This is a genomic window from Edaphobacter modestus (genome assembly GCF_004217555.1).
In the GTDB taxonomy this organism is placed as follows: Bacteria; Acidobacteriota; Terriglobia; order Terriglobales; family Acidobacteriaceae; genus Edaphobacter; species Edaphobacter modestus.
Genome location: NZ_SHKW01000001.1, coordinates 5,411,145 through 5,429,631, shown reverse-complemented (window position 1 = coordinate 5,429,631; position 18,487 = coordinate 5,411,145). Strand labels below are relative to the sequence as shown.

Below are 18,487 nucleotides of genomic sequence, written 5' to 3'. Positions count from 1 at the left end.
TGACCTCATGAGGCCGATTCTTGCGATAACGATCTACGCGAAGAGCAACATGGATCGATGGAAGATCGATGTTGCTCTCGCGGAGCTCTCGCAGCTCGATAAAACCTTCAGCCATCGAACCGATCCTGAATCAGGGCACGTTGTAGTTGCCGGCGAGGGTGAGCGGCAACTGCGCCAGCTTATCGATCGCGTCTTGCACGACACAGCTGTCACAGCTGAGCTAAGCGAGCCCCAGGTCATCTACTACGAAAGCATTCGTGCTGAAGCCCAGGCCGAAGGAAGGTACATTCGCCCATCCAACTATGCTCAGGTCAGAATTCTGATCGAGCCGAGGAGTCGGGACGAAGGCTACGAATTCTCAAACGAACTCGGCGACAACAGATTACCCGCGCCGTTTCTTCACGCTATCGATCAGGGGATTCAGGACGCAATGCTCGGAGGCGTTCTTGCAGGCAATGAACTGGTTGGTATCAAAGCGACGCTCCTCGACGCCAGCTTTCACGAGACCAACTCGAATGAAATGTCCTTCAAGATCGCGGCTTCCATGGCTCTCAAGGAAGCCGCCAGAAGGGCAAAGCCCGTCCTTCTCGAACCGTTGATGAGTGTCGAAATCTCATACCCCGAGCAGGTGATGGGGGCCATCATCCAGGACCTCAATCATCGACAAGGAAGAGTCGAGGGAATGAAAACAGTCAACGATATCCACCTCATCGAGGCTACGGTTCCGTTACGTACGATGCTCCACTACGAGGCTGATATTCAGTCGTTCCTCCAAACCCACGTTACCTGCATCATGCAATTCAAGCGGTACGAAGCATCCCCACTCAAGCTTCCCTGAACGGAATCCAAACCTGCATCGCAGAAGGAGCGCGGTTGGCCCACACATAGTAAGGAATCAGGGTAAGCATCGTGGCCGTATTCTCGCCTGCTCCGGCAACACCAACACGGTAAAGATCGCCTGCCTGTTCGGTCATGACTCGACCTGGATGTTCCAGGACGACCACGCCTCCCAGCATCTCCGGCTCGAACCGAACCTTCGTCTCGCCCTTTAAATCGGCCCGAAGATTCGAGAGATTCAAGCCCTGGTTCTGCGCTCTCTGATCGACGCCTTCCATGCAGAACACCACGGGGCCGCGCTGCATGGCCGCCTTGCCAACGTCCTCCATTACGGCGGCGTTGGCCTGCAGCAACCGCGGCGCCATGTCCATCGCCAGTTCGACCTTGTCCCCCGCATTCCAGGTCCTGCGAATAGCCAGATACTCTCCCGGCTTTGCCCCGTCCACGGCCTTTCCATTGACGCGAACGTCGTTCTTCGCAGACCAGCTCGGTATACGCAGGTAGACCGTAAATTCATGCGGCTTTGCAGGAGAGACCGTCAGCTCGACATCGCCCTTCCACGGATACTCCGTCTTCTGCACGATCTTCAGGCCGGTGCCATCTTCCAGATGCCAGTTCATCTCGGAAGCATCGTACAGGTGCACATAGATCCCATCCTTGCTGGTGCTGTAAAAGTACCCGGGCAACGATGCGAAGGTACGCTCGATATTTGGCGGGCAACAGGTGGTGTCGTACCACGGATTACGAATCACATCTCCCGTCGCCGGCTCGAAAGCCAATGGATTGCGGTAGCAATACAGCTTTCCGTCCAGTGACATGCCGGAGTTGATACCGTTGTACAGCGCCCGCTCCATCACATCGGTAAACCGCGCCTCGCCGGTTGCCGCCAGCATGCGAGCATTCCACATCATGTTGCCGATCGCTGCACAACTTTCACCGTAGGCGCGCGCATTCGGCAGCTCATACGCATCGCCAAACGCTTCGCCTTCTGCTCGAGCCCCCACTCCGCCCGTGACATAGAGCTGATGTTTCACCAGATCCTGCCAGAGACCCTCCAGCGTCTTCCAGTACGCCGGATCTCCAGTCTCCAGGTAGTAGTCCGTCGCCCCGCAACAGGCATACATCGCCCGCACGGCATGTCCTTCGAGCTTCGTTCTTTGTGGAAACGGAATTCCGCAATACATATACACAATGGCACTCGGCTTGATGGTCCATCGCGTATCGCCGTGCAGAATATACCCCGCCAGCTCCAGATATTTCTTGTTTCCCGTCGTACGATACAGCTCGATCAGCGACATCTCGATCTCAGGATGTCCCGACACAATCGGCGTCTGCGTAGCTCCCGGTCCATAGTTCGGAAGCAGAAAGTCATCTACAAACCGTATCCCCGCATTCAGCATCGTGGGGTCGCCCGTAGCTCGGTAATAGGCAATCGCACCCTGCAGATAGTGACCCATGTTATAGAGCTCATGGCCCACCTCCTGCGTATGCTGCTGCATCCGCAGCGGCTTCCGGTCCTCGATGTAATAGGTATTCAGGTATCCGCTGGGCTCCTGCACCGCCACGATCTCTCGTATCTGCGCATCCGCCACCTTCCGCAAATCCGGCTGCGCCTCCGACTGCAGCACGTACCCCACCGCCTCCGTCCATTTGTACATGTCCGAGTCCGAATACATGGGACCCTTCTGCGGCTCCTTCGACTTCCCCTGCATACGCTCGAAGTTCGTCATCCGCCCATGCTGCACCATCTCTTCACGCATGCTCGGAATACTGCTCTCAACATTTGTCTTTCGCCTGCTCGCCCAATACCCGGTCACCGTCACCGCGGCCACAGGCACCTGCCGCAACTTCGCATACGGAGACCTGGAGAAATCCATCACCGGCTTCATCTTCCAGTCGGCAAAGGGTTTTGTCTCCGGTGCAACAAGCATTCCATGCGCGCGACGCGGTGCGGCGAGAACCGCAGCCGCAGCCAGCGTTGTAGAGGCAAGAAAGTTTCGCCGCGAAACCAGATCAGACATCAATGCACCTCTCAGGATCACCACGACTCCGCATCTTATAGATGCAACGTACTCTCGTCGAGCCTTAGCTGCCTTTGCAGTAAAGTGATCATGAGGATGCGCTCCATGCTGAAAGAAGTCGACGGTTGCGACGACGCAAATCTCGTCCAGATCGTAGATGCCGCCCTCGCCTCATCCAGCCAGCGCAGCGGCCATCATCTCGCATGTCGCCCCGGTTGTACTCAGTGTTGCCACGGCATCTTCCCCATCTCTCATCAGGACGCCGCGCGCCTCCGCGAAGGATTACGCATACTCGACCGACATGACCCCAAGCGCGTCGCCCGCATCCGCAGCCGAGTAGCTTCGTCCCTCGCCCGCCTCGCCCCACTGTTCCCCGGCGACCTCGCAACCGGCATTCTCAACGAGGACTACGAAGATTCCCTCCTCTTCGCCGACGAATCCGAAGACAGCATCGGCGACAACGAGCCCTGCCCCGTCCTCGATCCCACCACCGGCACCTGCGACCTCTACGAGCACCGCCCTATCGTCTGCCGCACCTTCGGGCCGCCCATGCGTACACCCGAAGGCAACCTCGCCACCTGCGAGCTCTGCTACATCACGGCCATCACCGAAGAGATCGCCTCCTGTGAGCTCGATCCCACGATTCCCTCGCAGGAGGCCGCCAGCAACGAGGCCTTCAACGCAGCGCACGCCGTCTGTGGCGAAACCATCGTCGCCTGTGCACTCCAGGATTCAAAAGACCCTCAGTGATTCTGCGCCCCTGTTCCTGCCGTCGGTAAGCGAAGAGCAGTTCTGGTTCCGGCCGGTGTAGCAGCGCGATCGACCGCCGAGTCCGTGACCTCCACATCGTCGATCTGGAACACCATAGCGTCCTTTGGCATCTTCAACCGTCCATCGACGAGGTACGCCACCACAATCGCACCCGAAACCTCAGGGTTCAGCGCGACCAGAGGAATAATGTACTTCTTGCTCTTCACCAGCGATTCGGCAACCCCATCCACGCTATGGCTTCGCCGCATGTTGCCAGGTACCTGCGGAATGACGAATGCTGTCATCTTCAACTCAGGATGCTTCTTCCCATAGCTCACCAGGGAGCGCGCCACCTGTTTCGGCGTCGTCAGTCCCGCATCTGCAATAAAGTTTCTATGGATCGCATGCGGAAAATACATATCCAGCGCAACCCGCGAGAAGTCCGCGCAGTTATGGAGAAACAGGTTGAAGTGCCCGACGTTTTTCCTATCGTTCACATAAGCGATAAACCGCTCATCCTGTTCCTGCGTGGTCTCCACCTGGAACCCATGGATCGTCCGGTCGTAGGAGGCTCCCACCAGTTGCGCCCACTCGCCCTTGGGCGCCGCTCCCTTGTCTGTATCCGGAGCCAGCCTCTCCAGGTGCGCACGACGATAGGCATCCCGCAGCTCTGCCACCTGCGCCTTATCCACCGTCACCGGTATCTCGTCGATCGAGTTGACCGCATAGAGATAAGGAATCAGTGGAACCGCGATCCAATCGTATCCATCCATCTTGTGATACCTGCTGATCACCACGCCATACTCTCCGTCGTGGCACATTCGAAGTTCCGTAGGGCTTTCGGCGCAAACATGGTTCAGATACATCGCCGCGTGCCCGGTCGGGTTGAACGCGCCAAACTTCCCATATGGCTCTTCCATCAGCAAGGCAACCGAAGCCTCTGCTCTCCGTCCTGGCAACGAAGCAAACATGACAGCACATAGTGCGGCGATAACGCACCCTGGTCGACTTTTCATCGGCTTCTCGATCCCTTCGCCGCAAGCTCTCTAAAAACGGCTCCTATTAACTTTTTATCGCATCCAGGAGCCTCCGTGCCACCGCCCGATTTCCTTCCTAAGCGATAATCATGGCTGTGCCTGAACATCCTCCAGCCGCGCACAACATCACCCTCGCCGTTACCGGGGCCAGCGGCAGCCTCTATGCCGCCGAGATGCTGCGCGCTCTCGCCAGCGACGATCGCGTCTCCCGGATTCACTTCGTCGCCTCAGAGAGCGCTCTCCGCGTCTTCGCCGAAGAGCTTGGCCTGAGCGGCCGCAACGACCTTGCGGAAAAACTTCTCGGCTCTCCCTGCACAAAGCTCCGCCGACACGCCGACTCCGACATCGGCGCCAGCATCGCCAGCGGCAGCTACCCCATCAGCGCCATGATCGTGCTTCCCTGCTCCATGGGAACGCTTGCCGCCATCGCCAACGGCCTAGCCTCCAACCTCATTCATCGCGCCGCCGATGTGTGCCTCAAGGAGCGCCGGCCGCTCGTGCTCTGCGTCCGCGAAACCCCCTTCAACCGCATTCATCTGCGGAACATGCAGCTCGCCGCCGAGGCAGGAGCAACCATCTTTCCCGCAATCCCTACGCTCTATAACCATCCGCAGAGCACCACGGAGATGGCGCAGCAGTTCGTACACCGCGTACTCGCACACATTGGCCTTCCACAACCCGGAGCTTATCAGTGGGGCGCTGACGAAAGATTAGAAGATTAGCGCGAAGCCGCGAGAGTTCTCTCGCCACGCTCCATCGGAGGCTGCGCGTGCAGAAACATCTCCGTCGTCTCCGACACAGGCTGCCAGCACTCCAGCGGAGCCAGGTGCCCGCACCCTTCCACAATGCTGAGCGACGAGTTCGGAATCCCCTCATGGATCCGCCTTCCCACCGCCAGTGGAATCAGGTGGTCCTCCGATCCCCACACCACCAGCGTGGGCTGGCGAATCTCATGCAGCCGAAAGTCCAGCAGATCACGTCCAGTCGTCATCGCAGCCATGCTGCGCTTCGTCACCCATCCATTCCGGGCAAACTTTCGCAGGACATCCCGCGCCACAAACGGAGGCATCGTCTGCGGGTGAGGGGTAAGCGCCTTCAACAAACGCGCAATCCCCGGCGAATCGACAGGCACAAACAGCTCCGCTCCAAAATCAGCCGGGAAATAGACCCCGGCACTGTCATACACCACCAGCCGATCCACCATCTCCGGATGTTCGACCGCCATCTTCATCGCCACCCATCCGCCCATGGACCATCCGCCGACAAACGCGTGTGGCAGATGCACCGCCTGCGCAAATGCCACGACCGCGGCCTCCTCCATCGCGATCGAATAATCCGCATCCTTCGGCCGTGATGACCTTCCGTATCCCGGAAGATCCGGTGCATAGACATGGAACCCGTGTGCTGCCATGGCTGGAATCATATTCGACCAGTCCTCGCCACGCGCACCCAGGCCGTGAATCAGCAGCAGGGGTTCTCCTCCACCTTTCTGCGGCTGGGCTTCAAAGTAATGCAGCCGGTATCCGCCCGCCTCGACATACTTACTCTTCACGCCCTCACGCCAAAGATGCAGACGCATCTGCTGATCGGCTACCCACAGCGGGTTGAAGTAGAAGATCAGGCCGCACGCAACCGCAAACACGACCAGGATCAGCAAGGCACGCCCCAGGATCTTCATCGCGCCATCGTCTCCACGAGCCCAAGGGCTCGTTTAATGACGCCCAGTGTAGTCTCGTCGAGATCATAGCTGCCGAAAAAAATCTCGTCCCGAGTCACCCATCGGGCCTCGACTGCATCGTCGCCGCATACCAGGGGTGCTGCATCGTCTTCCGCCAGGCAAAGCCACTCCACCAGAACATAGTGGTAGCGCACCCGGTCTTCCTCGTCGCGAACGATGCGGTCCAGAGTTGCAACAATCTGCACTGGCCGCGCCTCGACCCCTGTCTCTTCGAAGATCTCGCGAACAACGCCCTCTGCGGTCGTCTCGCCCAGCTCCAGCGCACCTCCCGGCAGTGACCAGGCGCCCAGCAGCGGCTCACGTCCGCGGCGGATCAGCAGAATCTTCCCCCCACACACCACGACAGCCGCAACCCCCACAATGGGCGCCTGAGGATACTCGCGCCCTTGCCTTGCCGCCTCCGTGTCCATGCTCACTTCAGCGGTTTGCCAAACTCTTCGCTGAAGACCGTGTGACTGATCTCGAATCGTCCGCCGTTGTACTTATCCGGCCCTTTGAGATGTCCGATCCCCAGCAGAGCCACCACCCAGTAACTCATCGGCAGACGCAGCACTTCATGAACCTTATCCTGCTCGAAGCCTTCCATTGGAGCCGTGTCGTATCCCATCACCTCGGCCATCAGCATCATGTGCGTCAAGGCAATCATCACATGCTTGTTCAACCATCCGTGCATCTGCTCTCTGCTGAATCCGGAGAGGAAATTCGAGACGCTCGTGCTTGCCTGCGCCGCGTAGCTCTCCGGCATTCCGCCCTCACGGCCCAGTTGGAGCATCAGGTCCACGTCCTTGCGCCAGCCGTCGGCGTCCCCACAAGCCACAATCACCGCCGAGGCCTCTTCCACCTTGGCCTGGTTGTAGCTCGCCGCCCGCAACCTCTTTCGCTGCTCGGGCGACTGAACCACGACGAATCGCCACGGCTGCATGTTATACCCGCTCGGCGCGTGAAGACCGGCATCAAGAATCTGCTTCAGGTCTTCCGCTGGAATCGGAGTTCCGTCGAAGCTGGGCGTCGCCCGCCTCTCCGCTATTGCCTGGGCTAAGGTCTTCCTGGTATCTGCCATCGTTCCCTATTGGTTTCTTTACTTAGGATGTCGTCTTTCGCCCGCAGGGCTTCCCCGCACGTTGCAAAGGCAAAGGCGTCTTCAAGATAGCATCTTGCCCGCATGGAATTAACCCGAGGCCGCGAGCCCCTAACGAACTTCGTTCATCGCGAGCTCTGTCGCGTAAGGAGGTTGCCCTTGGACCTCGGCCACAATCCATACACCATGAAATCCCTTGCGCAGTTCGGGATAAGCCCCCAGCAAGGCACTCATCGCATCAAGATTGCGCTTTCTCGCCGCCACTGCATCGCCAATCTGTTCCACTTTTAGGTGAGCCATCACGTCAATCTTGTCCGTCGCCAGCGAATCGTCCACACCCAGCCCGATAAAGTGATACTCCACCCCATCGGCTCCCTTCACCACCAGCGGGGATTCCATGCTGATTCCGCCCGACAAAGCAGGCGGAGCTGCTGAAGCCTGCTCGTTATGCAGCTTCTCCAGGTGCGTGCTCAGGATCAGTCCCGATGGATTCAGTAAAGCTTCCGCCTGCCGGTAATAGAGCCACGCATTCCATTGCTCTTTGCTCTTCGCCATCGTACGCGCCGCTGTCCAGTACCACAGCCCATCACGCCCCGCCGCCGTCATCGCCCCGGGATAGAAGCCAGCCATCTGCCACTGCCCCTGCACCTGCTCCATCAAAAACGACAGGCGCCACGGAGCCGCGATTCCGCGCGCCTCGACGATCACAAATCCATACTTACCCGCTGGAAGCGATGGGATCGAAAAATCCGCCTCGGCAATCGACCGGTTCAGCGTGCACAGAAACTGCGCATTTCCCGGCTTACCGTCCGGGCCAGGCTTCATGTCGCTGGCATCCAGCAGATAAACCTGCTCCACCACCAGCGTCGCTCCCTTTACCTTCGCCGATGCATTCCCCACCGCAGCCTGAATGGCTCCAAAATTCTGCGCGTACTCCGCAATCGTTATCGCCTGCAGTCCTGCAGCATCATTCGCCAGAACCTTCTCCGCCATCGCCCGACCCGCGCCCGCCAGAGCATTGCGGTCGGTGTCCGTCATGGCGGACTGCGTCGTACACTTCTCTCCGCTAGCCACACCGCACGCCAACACTGCCGTGAGCACTCCTACACTCCAGCGCCTCACAATCGGTCTGCAATCCGGCACCCGCACGCTTCTCCTCCTTATGACGACTCAAGTCTAGTACACGGCGGGCCTGCGCATGTCCGCGCATCTCATTCCGCCCGGCACCCGCCACACTCCCCCATACTCTTCGACGCATCTGCCGGACCTGCGTTTCATCTACTCCCGTGTGGTCCTCCTATACCTTCCGAGTCTTAGCGGTCCCCCCACCCTCCGTGTTACCCTTCTCCCACTTCCTGAGGGAGGAGTCTGTTCCGAAGTGAAAAATGAGGCCGTCACCGACGCAACCCCGCACAGCCAGCTCACCATGCAGGTCGTCGAGCACGTTCGCTCCCTGATCTCCTCCGGGGAGGTCAAACCCGGTGACCGCCTTCCCCCCGAGCGCGAGCTGGCCCGAAAGCTCAAAATCAGCCGTTCCAGCCTTCGTGCCGGAATCGGCTTCCTCTCCGCCATGGGCGTACTTAAAAGCCGCCACGGCGCCGGAACCTTCGTCTCCAGCGGCCCACCCGCCCTCGACTCCAGCTCCCTCTCTGTCCTCGGAGCCCTCCACGGCTTTCTCCCCTGGCAGATGTTCGAAGCTCGGCTCGTCCTCGAGTCCTCCGTCGCGGCCCTCGCCGCCGAGCGCGCCACCGACGAGCACGTCGCCGAGCTCGCCGAAGAGGTCGCTGAAATGTACGCCTCCCTAAGCGACCCGCAGGAATATCTCATCCACGACGTGCGCTTCCATCGCACCATCGCCCGGGCCGCCGGCAATCCCATCCTTGGCGCACTGATGGAGACCATCACCGCCAACCTCTACGAGTACCGCTCCAAGACCGTCCAGAACGCCCAGGACCTCAAGGAGTCCGCCGAGATGCATCGCGAGATCTTCCGGGCCATCCGTTCGCGCAATCCCGTCCTCGCCCGCCAGACCATGGAGAAGCACCTCAACCTCGCCCGCACCGCGCAGGCCGCCGAAGCTGACCAGCCGCAGACCGCCGACGCCGACTCGGACTCCGTCGCCATCACCGACTGAACACCGACACATCCGCGTGCCGGCAGATTCTCTTCCGCCTTGCCGGGATGTAGTGTCTCCTGTCCCCACCCCATTCCCATCGAACCTCACCCATCCGGGTGCCCATCTTCGGCGCAGTTTCATCGCGCCTGAGGTGGGCATTCGAGCGAAGCTCGAACCGCACTGCTTTGCACGTACGGCTTCAGCCGACGCAACCAGCCAGCGCAAGCCTCTCCAGAGCGCTCCCGCTCACCCTGCTAAACTGGCTTTTACTTCACTCATGTCCGACGCACAGAAAAAGTTCTACCTCACCACCCCGATCTACTACGTCAACGCGCGCCCTCACATCGGCCACGCCTACACCACCATTGCGGCCGACGTCATCGCCCGGCGCCAGCGCCTCCTGCTCGGCACAGACAACGTCTGGTTCCTCACCGGCACCGACGAGCACGGCCAGAAGATCCAGCGCTCCGCCGAGGCCGCCGGAATCCCCCCGCAGCGCTTCGCCGACCAGGTCTCCGAGCAGTTCCGCTCGCTCTGGCAGCGCATGGGCATCACCTACAACGACTACATCCGCACCACCGAGCCGCGCCACACCCGGGGCGTCCAGCGCCTCTTCGCCGAGCTCTACTCGCGCGGCCACATCTACCTCGACACCTACACCGGCCAGTACTCCGTCGGCGAGGAGATGTTCGTAGACGGCCCCCCCGGAACGATTGGCCCCGACGGCAAACCCACCGAGACCGTCACCGAAGAGAACTTCTACTTCCGCCTCTCCTCCTACCAGGCCGAACTCATCGACAGAATCGAAGCGGACGAAGACGACCCCAAAGCCTTCCGCATCGAGCCCGAAGCCCGACGCAACGAAGTCCTCAGCTTCCTCCGCGGCAACGTCGCCGCCGCTTCATCTACAGAAGGTGTCATCCTGAGCGAAGGCGGCAAAGCCGCCGAGTCGAAGGACCTGCGGTTCTCCTCCAAGGGCAATCCCTACGTCCCCGGAGCCCTCAAGGACCTCTCCATCTCGCGCAGCTCCTTCGACTGGGGCATCCCCGTCCCCGAGCCCGCCGCCTCCAGGACTACGAAGAAGCACGTCATCTACGTCTGGCTCGACGCCCTCACCAACTACATGACCGCCGTAGGCTACGGCTCCGACGATCCCGCGCAGCAAGAGCAGTACAAAAAGTTCTGGCCCGCCGACCTCCACCTCGTCGGCAAGGAGATCATTCGCTTCCACTGCGTCTACTGGCCTGCCTTCCTGCTGGCCGCGGGCGTCCCTCTGCCGAAAAAAGTCCAGGCCCACGGCTGGCTTCTCTTCGAAGAATCCAAGATGTCGAAGTCGCGCGGCAACATCGTCCGCACCGAAACCATCCTCGACGCCTTCGGCAGTCTGCTCACCCCCAAACCGGTGTTATCCACGTCCAGCACCGCGTCATCCATTTCCAACACCGTGTCATCCCGACCGGAGCGAAGCGGAGTGGAGGGATCTGCGTCCCCCGAGCCGCCACCACCACCAACCAAAGCCGAGCAGGACCTCTTCGCCTCCGACGTCCTCCGCTACTTCCTCCTCCGCGAGATTCCCTTCGGTCAGGACGGCTCCTTCAGCTTCGACGCCCTAGTCCAGCGCTACAACTCCGACCTCGCCAACGGTTACGGCAACCTAGTCAGCCGCACGCTGTCGATGATCCGCCAATACTTTAGTACAGGTGAGGCAGTTGGAAGATTGAGTGGTTATGCTCCTGTACCCCCTCTAGAAAACGATGAGACTTCATTCCCTCTTAATGAGGCAATTCGTTCTTCTGTAGGTGTAGTTCTCGGACGAACCAACGAAGCCTTCGAAGAGAACGATTTCGGCAGATTGCTGGAATCTGTATGGAGCCTTATTGGAACCACGGACTCGTTCATTAGCGAAAAGGCCCCTTGGAAACTCGCGAAGCTCGATTCGACCGACGCCATAATTACTTTGCGCCAGGTTTTGTACTCAGCCGCCGAGTCCATCCGCATCATCACCGCGCTCCTCTACCCCGTCCTGCCCTACTCCACCGCCAAGGTCTGGGACCAACTCGGTCTCGGCGACATCGAAGCCGCAGCGCGCAACGGCGAGCTCAACGACCTCACCTGGGGCAGCCTCAAGCCCGGAACCAAACTCGGCCAGCTTGGCCCCATCTTCCCCCGCGCCGATAAAGGACTCATCCAGATCATGACCGACGCCGAACAGAACGGTAGCTCGACTCCCCCCACACCCTCGAAGTTCGTCGACGAGAAGACCACCCACACCGCACCCGCGCCCTCCGACCCCACTCACCCCGGAGCCGCCCCGCGCACCAGCCTCCTTCCCCACGAAAACCCCGGCACGCAGGTCGGAGCATCCTCCGCCCCCGTTCCCGAGCTGGCCAGGCCTCCCGCCCCACACTCCGAGGCCCCCGCCTCCGGCGTCTTCGCAGGTTCAGCGGCCTCCGACACGCAACAGATCGCCATCGACGACTTCGTCAAGATCGAGCTCCGCGTCGCGAAGGTCCTCGTCGCCGAGCGCATCCCCAAGGCCGACAAGCTGCTCCGTCTCGAAGTTGACCTCGGCTACGAGAAGCGCCAGATTCTCTCCGGCATCGCCCAGTGGTACACCCCCGAAGACCTCATCGGCCGCCGCATCATCATCGTGGCTAACCTCGCGCCCCGCAAGATGCGCGGCCTCGAATCCCACGGCATGCTCCTCGCCGCCTCGCACGGCGAAGACGGCAAGCCCATCCTCGCCACCTTCGCGGAATCCGACGAGATCGAGCTCGGCTCCCGCCTCAAGTAGACAAGGAAAAAGCGGCGCATCGATCAGGTGCGCCGCCCGTCTCTCAGCCCGATCAAAAGCCGCGGAGCGCCGCAGCCGAGGGAATCGAGTCCTCCGCCACACCCGCCTTTTCCGCCACTCCCGTCATTCTGAGCGAAGCGAAGAATCCCTGTATTTCGCTCGGGCCACCGCAGCCACCGGTCGAGGCAAACATTCATCTTCGCGCACAGCGCGGACCGCTTTACCGCAACACAGCCTTCAACAACCCCGGAAACCGAGCGTCCAGGTCTTCCCGACGCAGCGTATTCATCAGGGTCTTCCCGTCCTTCCGTGTCGCCACCACACCCGACTCCCGCAGCACCCTGAAGTGGTGCGACAGCGACGACTTCGGCCGGTCCACCTCGAACACCCCGCACGGCTGCTCGCCGCCCACCGCAAGCTGGCGCACGATTCCCAGCCGCACCTCATCGCTCAGCGCATATAGAACCGTCGCCAACGACAGTTCCTTCCTCGTTGGCTCTCTCGGCAGAAAGATTGGCAAGACCTTCACTCCCCTCAAAGTTGACAAAGCGGCGGCGCCTCGTCCATAGTTCGAATTGTACGATAGTTCGACTATATTCGAATTGACCAGGAGAGGATCGAAGAGAAGATATGAAAGCATGGCAGCTCCAGGCCTTTGGCCGCGAAAACCTCGTACTCAACGACATTCCCCAGCCCACGCCCGGCCCCGGGGAGGCCCTGATTCGCATCTCCTCGGTCTCGCTCAACTATCGCGACAAGCTTCTCTACGACGGCAGCTACAACCCGCACCTCGAGTTCCCCATGACTCAGGTCGCCGATGCCGTCGGCGAGATCGTCGCTCTCGGCGCCGATACCACTCGCTTCAAGGTCGGCGACCGCGTCGTCACCAACTACTGCACCCGCTGGGTTGATGGCCAGCCCACCGGCAAGGAGACTCTCTACACCCTCGGCAACGTCATCCCCGGCTCCCTCGCCGAGTATCTCGTGCTCACCGAGCAGGCCCTCGCCCTCGCGCCCGCCTACCTCACCAACGACGAGGCCGCCGCCCTTCCCTGCGCCGCTCTCACCGCCTGGTACTCCCTCGTCGAAAAGGGCGGCCTCACATCCAGCCAGACCGTCCTCGTTCAGGGCACCGGCGGAGTCTCCCTCTTCGGCCTTCAGATCGCCTCCGCCCTCGGAGCCACCACCATCGTCACCTCCTCCAGCGACGAGAAACTCGAGCGCGCCAAAGCCCTCGGCGCAACCCACACCATCAACTACAAAAAGACACCCGACTGGGAGACGGAAGCGCTCGCTCTCACCGACAAACAGGGCGTCGACCAGATCCTCGAGGTCGTCGGCGGCCCCAACCTGGCCCGCTCCATCAAGGCCATCAAGCCCCAGGGCCAGATCTCCATCATCGGCATCATCGACGGCTTCGACGCCACCATCCCTCTCTTCGGTCTCATCCAGAAGCACGGCATCCTTCGAGGCATCTCCGTCGGCCCCCGCCGCGCCCTCGAAGACATGCTGCGCAAGTTCGACGAGCTCAAACTTCATCCCGTCCTCGACACCGTCTACCCCTTCGCCGAAGCCAGCAAGGCCTTCGATCACCTCGAACGCGGAGCCTTCGGCAAGATCGTCATCCGCGTCCGCGATTAAGCGATCACTAAAAACAGAGATCATCACAAAGCTTTGTTGAAAACGAAGTGTCATCCTGAGCGAAGCCTGGTGCCGGGTGCCCCATTCATGGCGCAGTAGTATCGCGACATGAGTGGGCCATTCGAGCGAAAGCTCGAACCGCCTCGCTTAAGGGCACGGCTTTAGCCGTGCCATAGCTGCACACAAATGGAAAGGGGCTTCAGCCCCTGAGGTCTATTTTTCCAGTAGGCACTTGGTTGACTCGTATCCTGCAAGGCTCTACGCTTTCCGAGCGTACTCGTCAGGAGAACCTTTATGCATCGATCCCTCTTCGGTCTCGCTGTCCTTGCCTCGGTGCTGGCTCTTCCTCTCGCCGCCCACGCCGACACAATCGACGACTTCCTCCTCACTGGCGGAGGCCATACCATCTCCTACTCGTATCCCGCCACCAACACCTTTCCGAAGCTCGAGTTCATATACATAGGCGCCTCCGCCACCATCGACGGCATCCCAGGCTATCCCCTAGGGGTAGGCTTCAACTCCAACCCCTCCCCATTTACTACACTTCAGCTCTACGTCCCCGAAGCGATCTTCGGATATCCAATGCTTCAGTTCCAGGGTCCCGGGCTCGTCAGCACCATTCTCGTACCAGCCGATCCATTCGATCCATTCAATCCGTTTGATCTCGAGACAACCTTCATCCCCGGCACCTATCCACTCATTGGAGTGGGAGTGTTTCCTGGTCAACCAGAAGGGCCTCCCGTCCCCTACACCCTGACCATCACTCCGCAGACGGCAACTGCCGCAACTCCAGAGCCTTCCAGTCTGGTCCTGCTCGCCACAGGCGTCTTCGGTCTCCTCGGATTCGCAGCAATCAGGCGTAGCCGCATGGAGTCGACTCACTAGAAGTCTGTCTTAAAACCGACCGAAACCGTGCGCGCAGCTCATCGCGCGTCTCGGTGCTGGTGGGTGCCCCATTCATGCGGTCTCATCGCATGAGTGGGCCATTCGCATTCGCGCAAAGCGCGAACCGCTCTGTTCAAGGGCAAGGGCTCAGAGCCTTCCTTGAGCGCGGTCGATCGAATGCCGCAACCGTCGCTGACGAAGAGGAACTTTAAACCCGCGGCAGACCATACTTCTCGTTACGCATCCGCACGGCTGATCGCAATCACAAAGTAATTCGCCGTAGTCGTCCCCACATTCTTCAACCCGTGCATCACGTTCGACGCGTTGAAGATCACCCCGCCCGGCCCCAGGCGGCTCTTCGTCCCGTTGCTGTCCACCTCCAGCTCGCCCTCGCGAATGAAGATGAACTCCGAGTGCCGGTGCTTGTGCGGAGGATGCGGCATCTGGCCCGCCGGCAGCGTCGTCTCATGCAACTCGACCGGTTCACCGGTCGCCAGAACTCCTTGAACCACCGCCCGGCTGGCGCCGCCGTTTGCGTTATGCTTCACCGGCAGCGAGTCGAAGGTCCACGACTGCGACTTCGACAGCACCTCATTCGACTTCGCCTGCGCCTCTCCCTCCGACGTCAGACTCCCCGCTGCCGCCAGCGCCGACAGGGCAATACAAAGATCACGACGATTGAAATCTCTCATGCCCGCCATCCTAACCGAAAACCTGACCTTCCGCGCAGAACTCCCCTAGATCCTGCAGCTTCCGCAACCGTTAGCCCGCCATTCTGAGCGCTGCCCTGAGCGCAGCGAAGAATCCCAATATCACGCCGGTCGTGCCAAAGAACCACTGGAAAAACCTGTCAACCCCTCAAACCTGCTATCTCCGTGGAAACGAAACACATCCCCACTGCCGATTTACCCCACCGCCTCCGCTAAAATTAAAAGAGGGGCAGACACGGCAGCTGAAGAAAACGCCTCCCCCGCCATACTTTGCAGAAGGCCCGCGGACGCACTCCCCACCAGGTCCAAGGCTAACTTGCCTGAATCTAATACTTTGCGTACTTTAGTCCGGGGGGTACCCCAAACCACACCATGCTGATTGACTCTCACGCGCATCTCGACTTCTACACCACGCACCCCACCGAACGCGACGAGGTCCTCCGCCGCGCCTGGGACGCGGATGTCAGAACCATTCTAGCCATCGGAATCGGTGAAAACCCCTCCCAGATGCACCTCGCGCTTGACCTCGCCACAACCGTCACCGGCGACCATCAACCCAGCGTCTACGCCACCGCCGGAATCCACCCCGAGCAGGCCCACAACGCCACCCCCGACGCCCTGGCTGCGCTCTCCCGCCTCGCCGCCCACCCCCGCTGCGTAGCCGTCGGAGAGATCGGTCTCGACTACTACCACCTCGAAAACCCCGACATCCCCGTCCAGCATCAGGCTTTCCTCGCCCAGATGAAGATCGCCACCGAGGTGCGCAGGCCCATCATCATTCACTGCCGCACCTCCGAGCTGGCCACCCCGCAGGCCAGGCAGCGGTACGGCGCCGCCGACGCCTGGGCCGACACCCTTACCATCATCACGGAGCACTTCATGCCCTCAGGCCTGCCCGGCATCATGCACTGCTTCTCCGGCAACATCGAGGACGCCCGCCGTTCCCTCGATCTCGGCTTCTACCTCTCCTTCGCCGGCAACCTGACCTACCCGAAGGCCCAGGGCATCCGCGACGCCGCCGCCTTCGCCCCGGCCGACCGCATCCTCGTCGAGACCGACGCGCCCTTTCTCGCCCCCATCCCGCTCCGCGGCCAGCGCAACGAACCAGCTTACGTCGCTCACACCGCGGCAGCCCTCGCCGCCCTGCGCGGCATCTCACCTCAGGAACTGGCGGCCATCACAACGGAGAACTTCCACCACCTCTTCCCTTCCACTCGCGAACCTCAGCAGTCCTGACATAATAGAACCCGAGCAAATCAGAGAAGGAAAACACATGGCAACCGACAACAGCTTCGACGTAGTCAGCAAAGTAGAGATTCAAGAGGTCAAAAACGCGATCGACCAGGCCTCGAAGGAGGTTGGCGCGCGTTTCGATCTCAAGGACTCCAAGTCAAAGATTGAGCTCGAGGGAACCGACACCATCCAGCTCGCCTCGCAGGATGAATACAAGCTCGAGGCGGTCAAGGAGATCCTGTCCCAGAAGCTCGTCAAGCGCGGTATCTCGCTCAAGAACCTTGAGTACGAAAAGATCGAGCCTGCCTCTAACTCCTCCGTTCGTCAGAAGATCAAGCTAAAACAGGGCATCGCTTCCGAGAACGCCAAAAAGATCGTTGCCGCCATCAAGGACTCCAAGCTCAAGGCTCAGGCCAGCATCCAGGGAGACACCGTCCGCGTCGTCTCGAAGGATCGCGACATCCTCCAGCAGATCATGGGCAAGCTTCGTGCCGGCGACTATGGTGTTGAGCTCCAGTTCACTAACTACCGTTCGAACTAGACCCTGCATGGAAATCGGCTCGAAAATCTTCCGTGCGATTTTCGAGCCGGTCCGACTGTTCGATAAACATCCTGTTACTCTGATTCCAGAGTGAGTACTCTCTCCATTGCGACCGCCGCCGAGGTCTTCGAGCTTCTCCGCGAAGATCTTGCTGCCATCGAGCAGGAGTTTTCCCGCCAATCTGCCTCGAACGTCGCCGTCATCACCGACATTGCCCAGTACCTGATCGCCGGCGGTGGCAAGCGTATCCGCCCGCTGTTGCTGCTGCTCGCGGCCAAGGCACTCGGCTCGACCGGTCACAGCCGCATCCGTCTCGGCGCCGTCGTCGAGATGCTCCACACCGCGACCCTCGTCCACGACGACATCATCGACGAAGCCGACACCCGCCGCGGACGCCCATCGTCGAATACCACCTGGGGCAACTCCAAGTGCGTTCTGGCAGGCGACTGGCTCTACATGCAGGCCTTCTCCGCAGCCCTCGAGGAACGCAGCTTTCATGTCCTCGACCTGTTGATCTCACTGACCCAGCAGATGGTCGAAGGCGAACTGCTCCAGATTGAAAAGCTCGGACACCTCATCAATGAGGAAGAGTACTTCGATCTGATCTATCGCAAGACGGCCTGCCTCTTCAAAGTCTCGATGCAGCTCGGCGCGGCCATCACGCCGCACGACTTCGGCGACGCCGCGATCATCGAATCGCAGCTCGGCGAATACGGCCGCAACCTCGGGCTCGCCTTCCAGATCGTCGACGACGTGCTCGACCTGACTGCCGCCGAAGATGTTCTCGGCAAACCGGTCGCCAGTGATCTCCGCGAAGGCAAGGCCACGCTCGCCGTTATTCACGCGCTCGAACGCGGCACCGGAGCCGACCGCGAGGCCATCCGCACGGTCCTGGCCGACCGCAGCTTCACTTCGGTCTCGCATCCCCAGATTCTCGAGATTCTCCGTCGTCACGGTTCGCTCGAGTACGCAATGGATACGGCCTGCGCCTACGCCGAGGCAGCTCGGCAGTCCATCGCAGACCTGCCACCGTCCGACGCCAAACGGGCCCTGATGTGGGTCCCCGGATTCGTCACCAGCCGCGACCGCTAATCCAAAACTAGCTA

19 protein-coding genes are annotated in these 18,487 nt (G+C 60.5%); 10 read left to right on the top strand and 9 right to left on the bottom strand.

All coding sequences use genetic code 11. The features are described from left to right. The first annotated feature begins 7 nt into the window (after positions 1 to 7). Positions 8 to 838: a translation factor GTPase family protein gene (locus BDD14_RS22825; RefSeq protein ID WP_130421524.1), complete on the top strand. Its 831-nt coding sequence runs from the start codon at positions 8 to 10 to the stop codon at positions 836 to 838. Here BDD14_RS22825 and BDD14_RS22820 read toward each other — a convergent pair. After that, positions 825 to 2,858 (bottom strand): glycoside hydrolase family 127 protein, encoded by a 2,034-nt coding sequence (locus BDD14_RS22820; RefSeq protein WP_130421522.1) that lies wholly within the window; start codon positions 2,856 to 2,858, stop codon positions 825 to 827. The two genes, BDD14_RS22825 and BDD14_RS22820, sit on opposite strands and share 14 nt — an antisense overlap. 105 nt (positions 2,859 to 2,963) lie before the next feature. On the opposite strand from BDD14_RS22820, the gene BDD14_RS22815 reads away from it, so the two are divergent. Further along, on the top strand, positions 2,964 to 3,608 hold the full coding sequence (locus tag BDD14_RS22815) for a YkgJ family cysteine cluster protein (protein WP_130421520.1): 645 nt from the start codon (positions 2,964 to 2,966) through the stop codon (positions 3,606 to 3,608). Here the strand turns inward: BDD14_RS22815 and BDD14_RS22810 are convergent. Beyond that, on the bottom strand, positions 3,602 to 4,624 hold the full coding sequence (locus tag BDD14_RS22810; protein ID WP_130421518.1) for a hypothetical protein: 1,023 nt from the start codon (positions 4,622 to 4,624) through the stop codon (positions 3,602 to 3,604). The two genes, BDD14_RS22815 and BDD14_RS22810, sit on opposite strands and share 7 nt — an antisense overlap. 110 nt (positions 4,625 to 4,734) lie before the next feature. Here BDD14_RS22810 and BDD14_RS22805 point away from each other — a divergent pair, with 110 nt between their 5' ends. Next, positions 4,735 to 5,367, top strand: coding sequence for a UbiX family flavin prenyltransferase (locus tag BDD14_RS22805; RefSeq protein WP_130421516.1), 633 nt, complete (start codon positions 4,735 to 4,737; stop codon positions 5,365 to 5,367). Here BDD14_RS22805 and BDD14_RS22800 read toward each other — a convergent pair. The 4 genes from BDD14_RS22800 to BDD14_RS22785 form a co-directional block, all read right to left on the bottom strand. Then, positions 5,364 to 6,323, bottom strand: coding sequence for an alpha/beta fold hydrolase (locus tag BDD14_RS22800; RefSeq protein WP_130421514.1), 960 nt, complete (start codon positions 6,321 to 6,323; stop codon positions 5,364 to 5,366). The genes BDD14_RS22805 and BDD14_RS22800 overlap by 4 nt on opposite strands. Further along, positions 6,320 to 6,793 carry an NUDIX hydrolase gene (locus BDD14_RS22795; protein WP_130421512.1) on the bottom strand — a complete coding sequence of 158 codons (474 nt, stop codon included), beginning with the start codon at positions 6,791 to 6,793 and terminating at the stop codon, positions 6,320 to 6,322. Before BDD14_RS22795 ends, BDD14_RS22800 begins: the two co-directional genes overlap by 4 nt. 2 nt (positions 6,794 to 6,795) lie before the next feature. Then, entirely contained in the window at positions 6,796 to 7,443 is a 648-nt protein-coding gene (locus BDD14_RS22790; protein WP_130421510.1) for a nitroreductase family protein, read from the bottom strand. A gap of 129 nt (positions 7,444 to 7,572) precedes the next feature. Then, positions 7,573 to 8,604, bottom strand: a complete 1,032-nt coding sequence (locus BDD14_RS22785) for a hypothetical protein (protein WP_242618141.1) — start codon at positions 8,602 to 8,604, stop codon at positions 7,573 to 7,575. A 55-nt stretch (positions 8,605 to 8,659) separates the two neighbouring features. On the opposite strand from BDD14_RS22785, the gene BDD14_RS22780 reads away from it, so the two are divergent. Both BDD14_RS22780 and metG read left to right on the top strand, forming a co-directional pair. Further along, the gene (locus BDD14_RS22780; RefSeq protein WP_242618140.1) at positions 8,660 to 9,595 is read left to right on the top strand and encodes a FadR/GntR family transcriptional regulator; all 936 of its coding nucleotides are present in this window, start codon (positions 8,660 to 8,662) and stop codon (positions 9,593 to 9,595) included. A gap of 259 nt (positions 9,596 to 9,854) precedes the next feature. Beyond that, positions 9,855 to 12,371 (top strand): methionine--tRNA ligase subunit beta, encoded by a 2,517-nt coding sequence (gene metG / locus BDD14_RS22775; protein ID WP_130423523.1) that lies wholly within the window; start codon positions 9,855 to 9,857, stop codon positions 12,369 to 12,371. Positions 12,372 to 12,423: 52 nt separating this feature from the next. Here the strand turns inward: metG and BDD14_RS32015 are convergent, their stop codons facing one another. Together BDD14_RS32015 and BDD14_RS33185 are read right to left on the bottom strand one after the other, a co-directional pair. Beyond that, positions 12,424 to 12,564 carry a hypothetical protein gene (locus BDD14_RS32015; protein WP_165420205.1) on the bottom strand — a complete coding sequence of 47 codons (141 nt, stop codon included), beginning with the start codon at positions 12,562 to 12,564 and terminating at the stop codon, positions 12,424 to 12,426. Positions 12,565 to 12,591: 27 nt separating this feature from the next. After that, positions 12,592 to 12,846, bottom strand: a complete 255-nt coding sequence (locus BDD14_RS33185; RefSeq protein ID WP_242618139.1) for an ArsR/SmtB family transcription factor — start codon at positions 12,844 to 12,846, stop codon at positions 12,592 to 12,594. A 155-nt stretch (positions 12,847 to 13,001) separates the two neighbouring features. Here BDD14_RS33185 and BDD14_RS22765 point away from each other — a divergent pair, with 155 nt between their 5' ends. Beyond that, a complete protein-coding gene (locus tag BDD14_RS22765) occupies positions 13,002 to 14,012 on the top strand; it encodes a zinc-dependent alcohol dehydrogenase family protein (protein ID WP_130421508.1) in 1,011 nt (336 codons plus the stop codon). A gap of 294 nt (positions 14,013 to 14,306) precedes the next feature. Continuing rightward, positions 14,307 to 14,897, top strand: a complete 591-nt coding sequence (locus tag BDD14_RS22760; RefSeq protein ID WP_130421506.1) for a PEP-CTERM sorting domain-containing protein — start codon at positions 14,307 to 14,309, stop codon at positions 14,895 to 14,897. A 236-nt stretch (positions 14,898 to 15,133) separates the two neighbouring features. On the opposite strand, the gene BDD14_RS22755 is transcribed toward BDD14_RS22760, so the two are convergent. Continuing rightward, positions 15,134 to 15,589, bottom strand: coding sequence for a cupin domain-containing protein (locus BDD14_RS22755; RefSeq protein ID WP_130421504.1), 456 nt, complete (start codon positions 15,587 to 15,589; stop codon positions 15,134 to 15,136). 390 nt (positions 15,590 to 15,979) lie between these two features. Between BDD14_RS22755 and BDD14_RS22750 the strand changes: the two genes are divergently transcribed. The 3 genes from BDD14_RS22750 to BDD14_RS22740 all read left to right on the top strand — a co-directional run bounded on the left by BDD14_RS22750 (position 15,980) and on the right by BDD14_RS22740 (position 18,473). Continuing rightward, positions 15,980 to 16,843 carry a TatD family hydrolase gene (locus tag BDD14_RS22750; protein ID WP_130421502.1) on the top strand — a complete coding sequence of 288 codons (864 nt, stop codon included), beginning with the start codon at positions 15,980 to 15,982 and terminating at the stop codon, positions 16,841 to 16,843. Positions 16,844 to 16,880: 37 nt separating this feature from the next. Then, a complete protein-coding gene (locus tag BDD14_RS22745) occupies positions 16,881 to 17,381 on the top strand; it encodes a YajQ family cyclic di-GMP-binding protein (protein WP_130421500.1) in 501 nt (166 codons plus the stop codon). Positions 17,382 to 17,471: 90 nt separating this feature from the next. Next, positions 17,472 to 18,473, top strand: coding sequence for a polyprenyl synthetase family protein (locus tag BDD14_RS22740; protein ID WP_130421498.1), 1,002 nt, complete (start codon positions 17,472 to 17,474; stop codon positions 18,471 to 18,473). Positions 18,474 to 18,487 lie beyond the last annotated feature (14 nt).

Excerpts from the sequence above, each read along its gene's own strand:
- BDD14_RS22765 (WP_130421508.1), top strand. The coding sequence starts at position 13,002 with ATGAAAGCATGGCAGCTCCAGGCCTTTGGCCGCGAAAACCTCGTACTC.
- BDD14_RS22815 (WP_130421520.1), top strand. The coding sequence starts at position 2,964 with ATGCTGAAAGAAGTCGACGGTTGCGACGACGCAAATCTCGTCCAGATC.
- BDD14_RS22760 (WP_130421506.1), top strand. The coding sequence starts at position 14,307 with ATGCATCGATCCCTCTTCGGTCTCGCTGTCCTTGCCTCGGTGCTGGCT.
- BDD14_RS22790 (WP_130421510.1), bottom strand. The coding sequence starts at position 7,443 with ATGGCAGATACCAGGAAGACCTTAGCCCAGGCAATAGCGGAGAGGCGG.
- metG (WP_130423523.1), top strand. The coding sequence starts at position 9,855 with ATGTCCGACGCACAGAAAAAGTTCTACCTCACCACCCCGATCTACTAC.
- BDD14_RS22755 (WP_130421504.1), bottom strand. The coding sequence starts at position 15,589 with ATGAGAGATTTCAATCGTCGTGATCTTTGTATTGCCCTGTCGGCGCTG.
- BDD14_RS22810 (WP_130421518.1), bottom strand. The coding sequence starts at position 4,624 with ATGAAAAGTCGACCAGGGTGCGTTATCGCCGCACTATGTGCTGTCATG.
- BDD14_RS22795 (WP_130421512.1), bottom strand. The coding sequence starts at position 6,793 with ATGGACACGGAGGCGGCAAGGCAAGGGCGCGAGTATCCTCAGGCGCCC.
- BDD14_RS22825 (WP_130421524.1), top strand. The coding sequence starts at position 8 with ATGAGGCCGATTCTTGCGATAACGATCTACGCGAAGAGCAACATGGAT.
- BDD14_RS22780 (WP_242618140.1), top strand. The coding sequence starts at position 8,660 with ATGTCCGCGCATCTCATTCCGCCCGGCACCCGCCACACTCCCCCATAC.
- BDD14_RS22820 (WP_130421522.1), bottom strand. The coding sequence starts at position 2,858 with ATGTCTGATCTGGTTTCGCGGCGAAACTTTCTTGCCTCTACAACGCTG.
- BDD14_RS22800 (WP_130421514.1), bottom strand. The coding sequence starts at position 6,323 with ATGAAGATCCTGGGGCGTGCCTTGCTGATCCTGGTCGTGTTTGCGGTT.
- BDD14_RS32015 (WP_165420205.1), bottom strand. The coding sequence starts at position 12,564 with ATGTTTGCCTCGACCGGTGGCTGCGGTGGCCCGAGCGAAATACAGGGA.
- BDD14_RS22750 (WP_130421502.1), top strand. The coding sequence starts at position 15,980 with ATGCTGATTGACTCTCACGCGCATCTCGACTTCTACACCACGCACCCC.
- BDD14_RS22745 (WP_130421500.1), top strand. The coding sequence starts at position 16,881 with ATGGCAACCGACAACAGCTTCGACGTAGTCAGCAAAGTAGAGATTCAA.
- BDD14_RS22805 (WP_130421516.1), top strand. The coding sequence starts at position 4,735 with ATGGCTGTGCCTGAACATCCTCCAGCCGCGCACAACATCACCCTCGCC.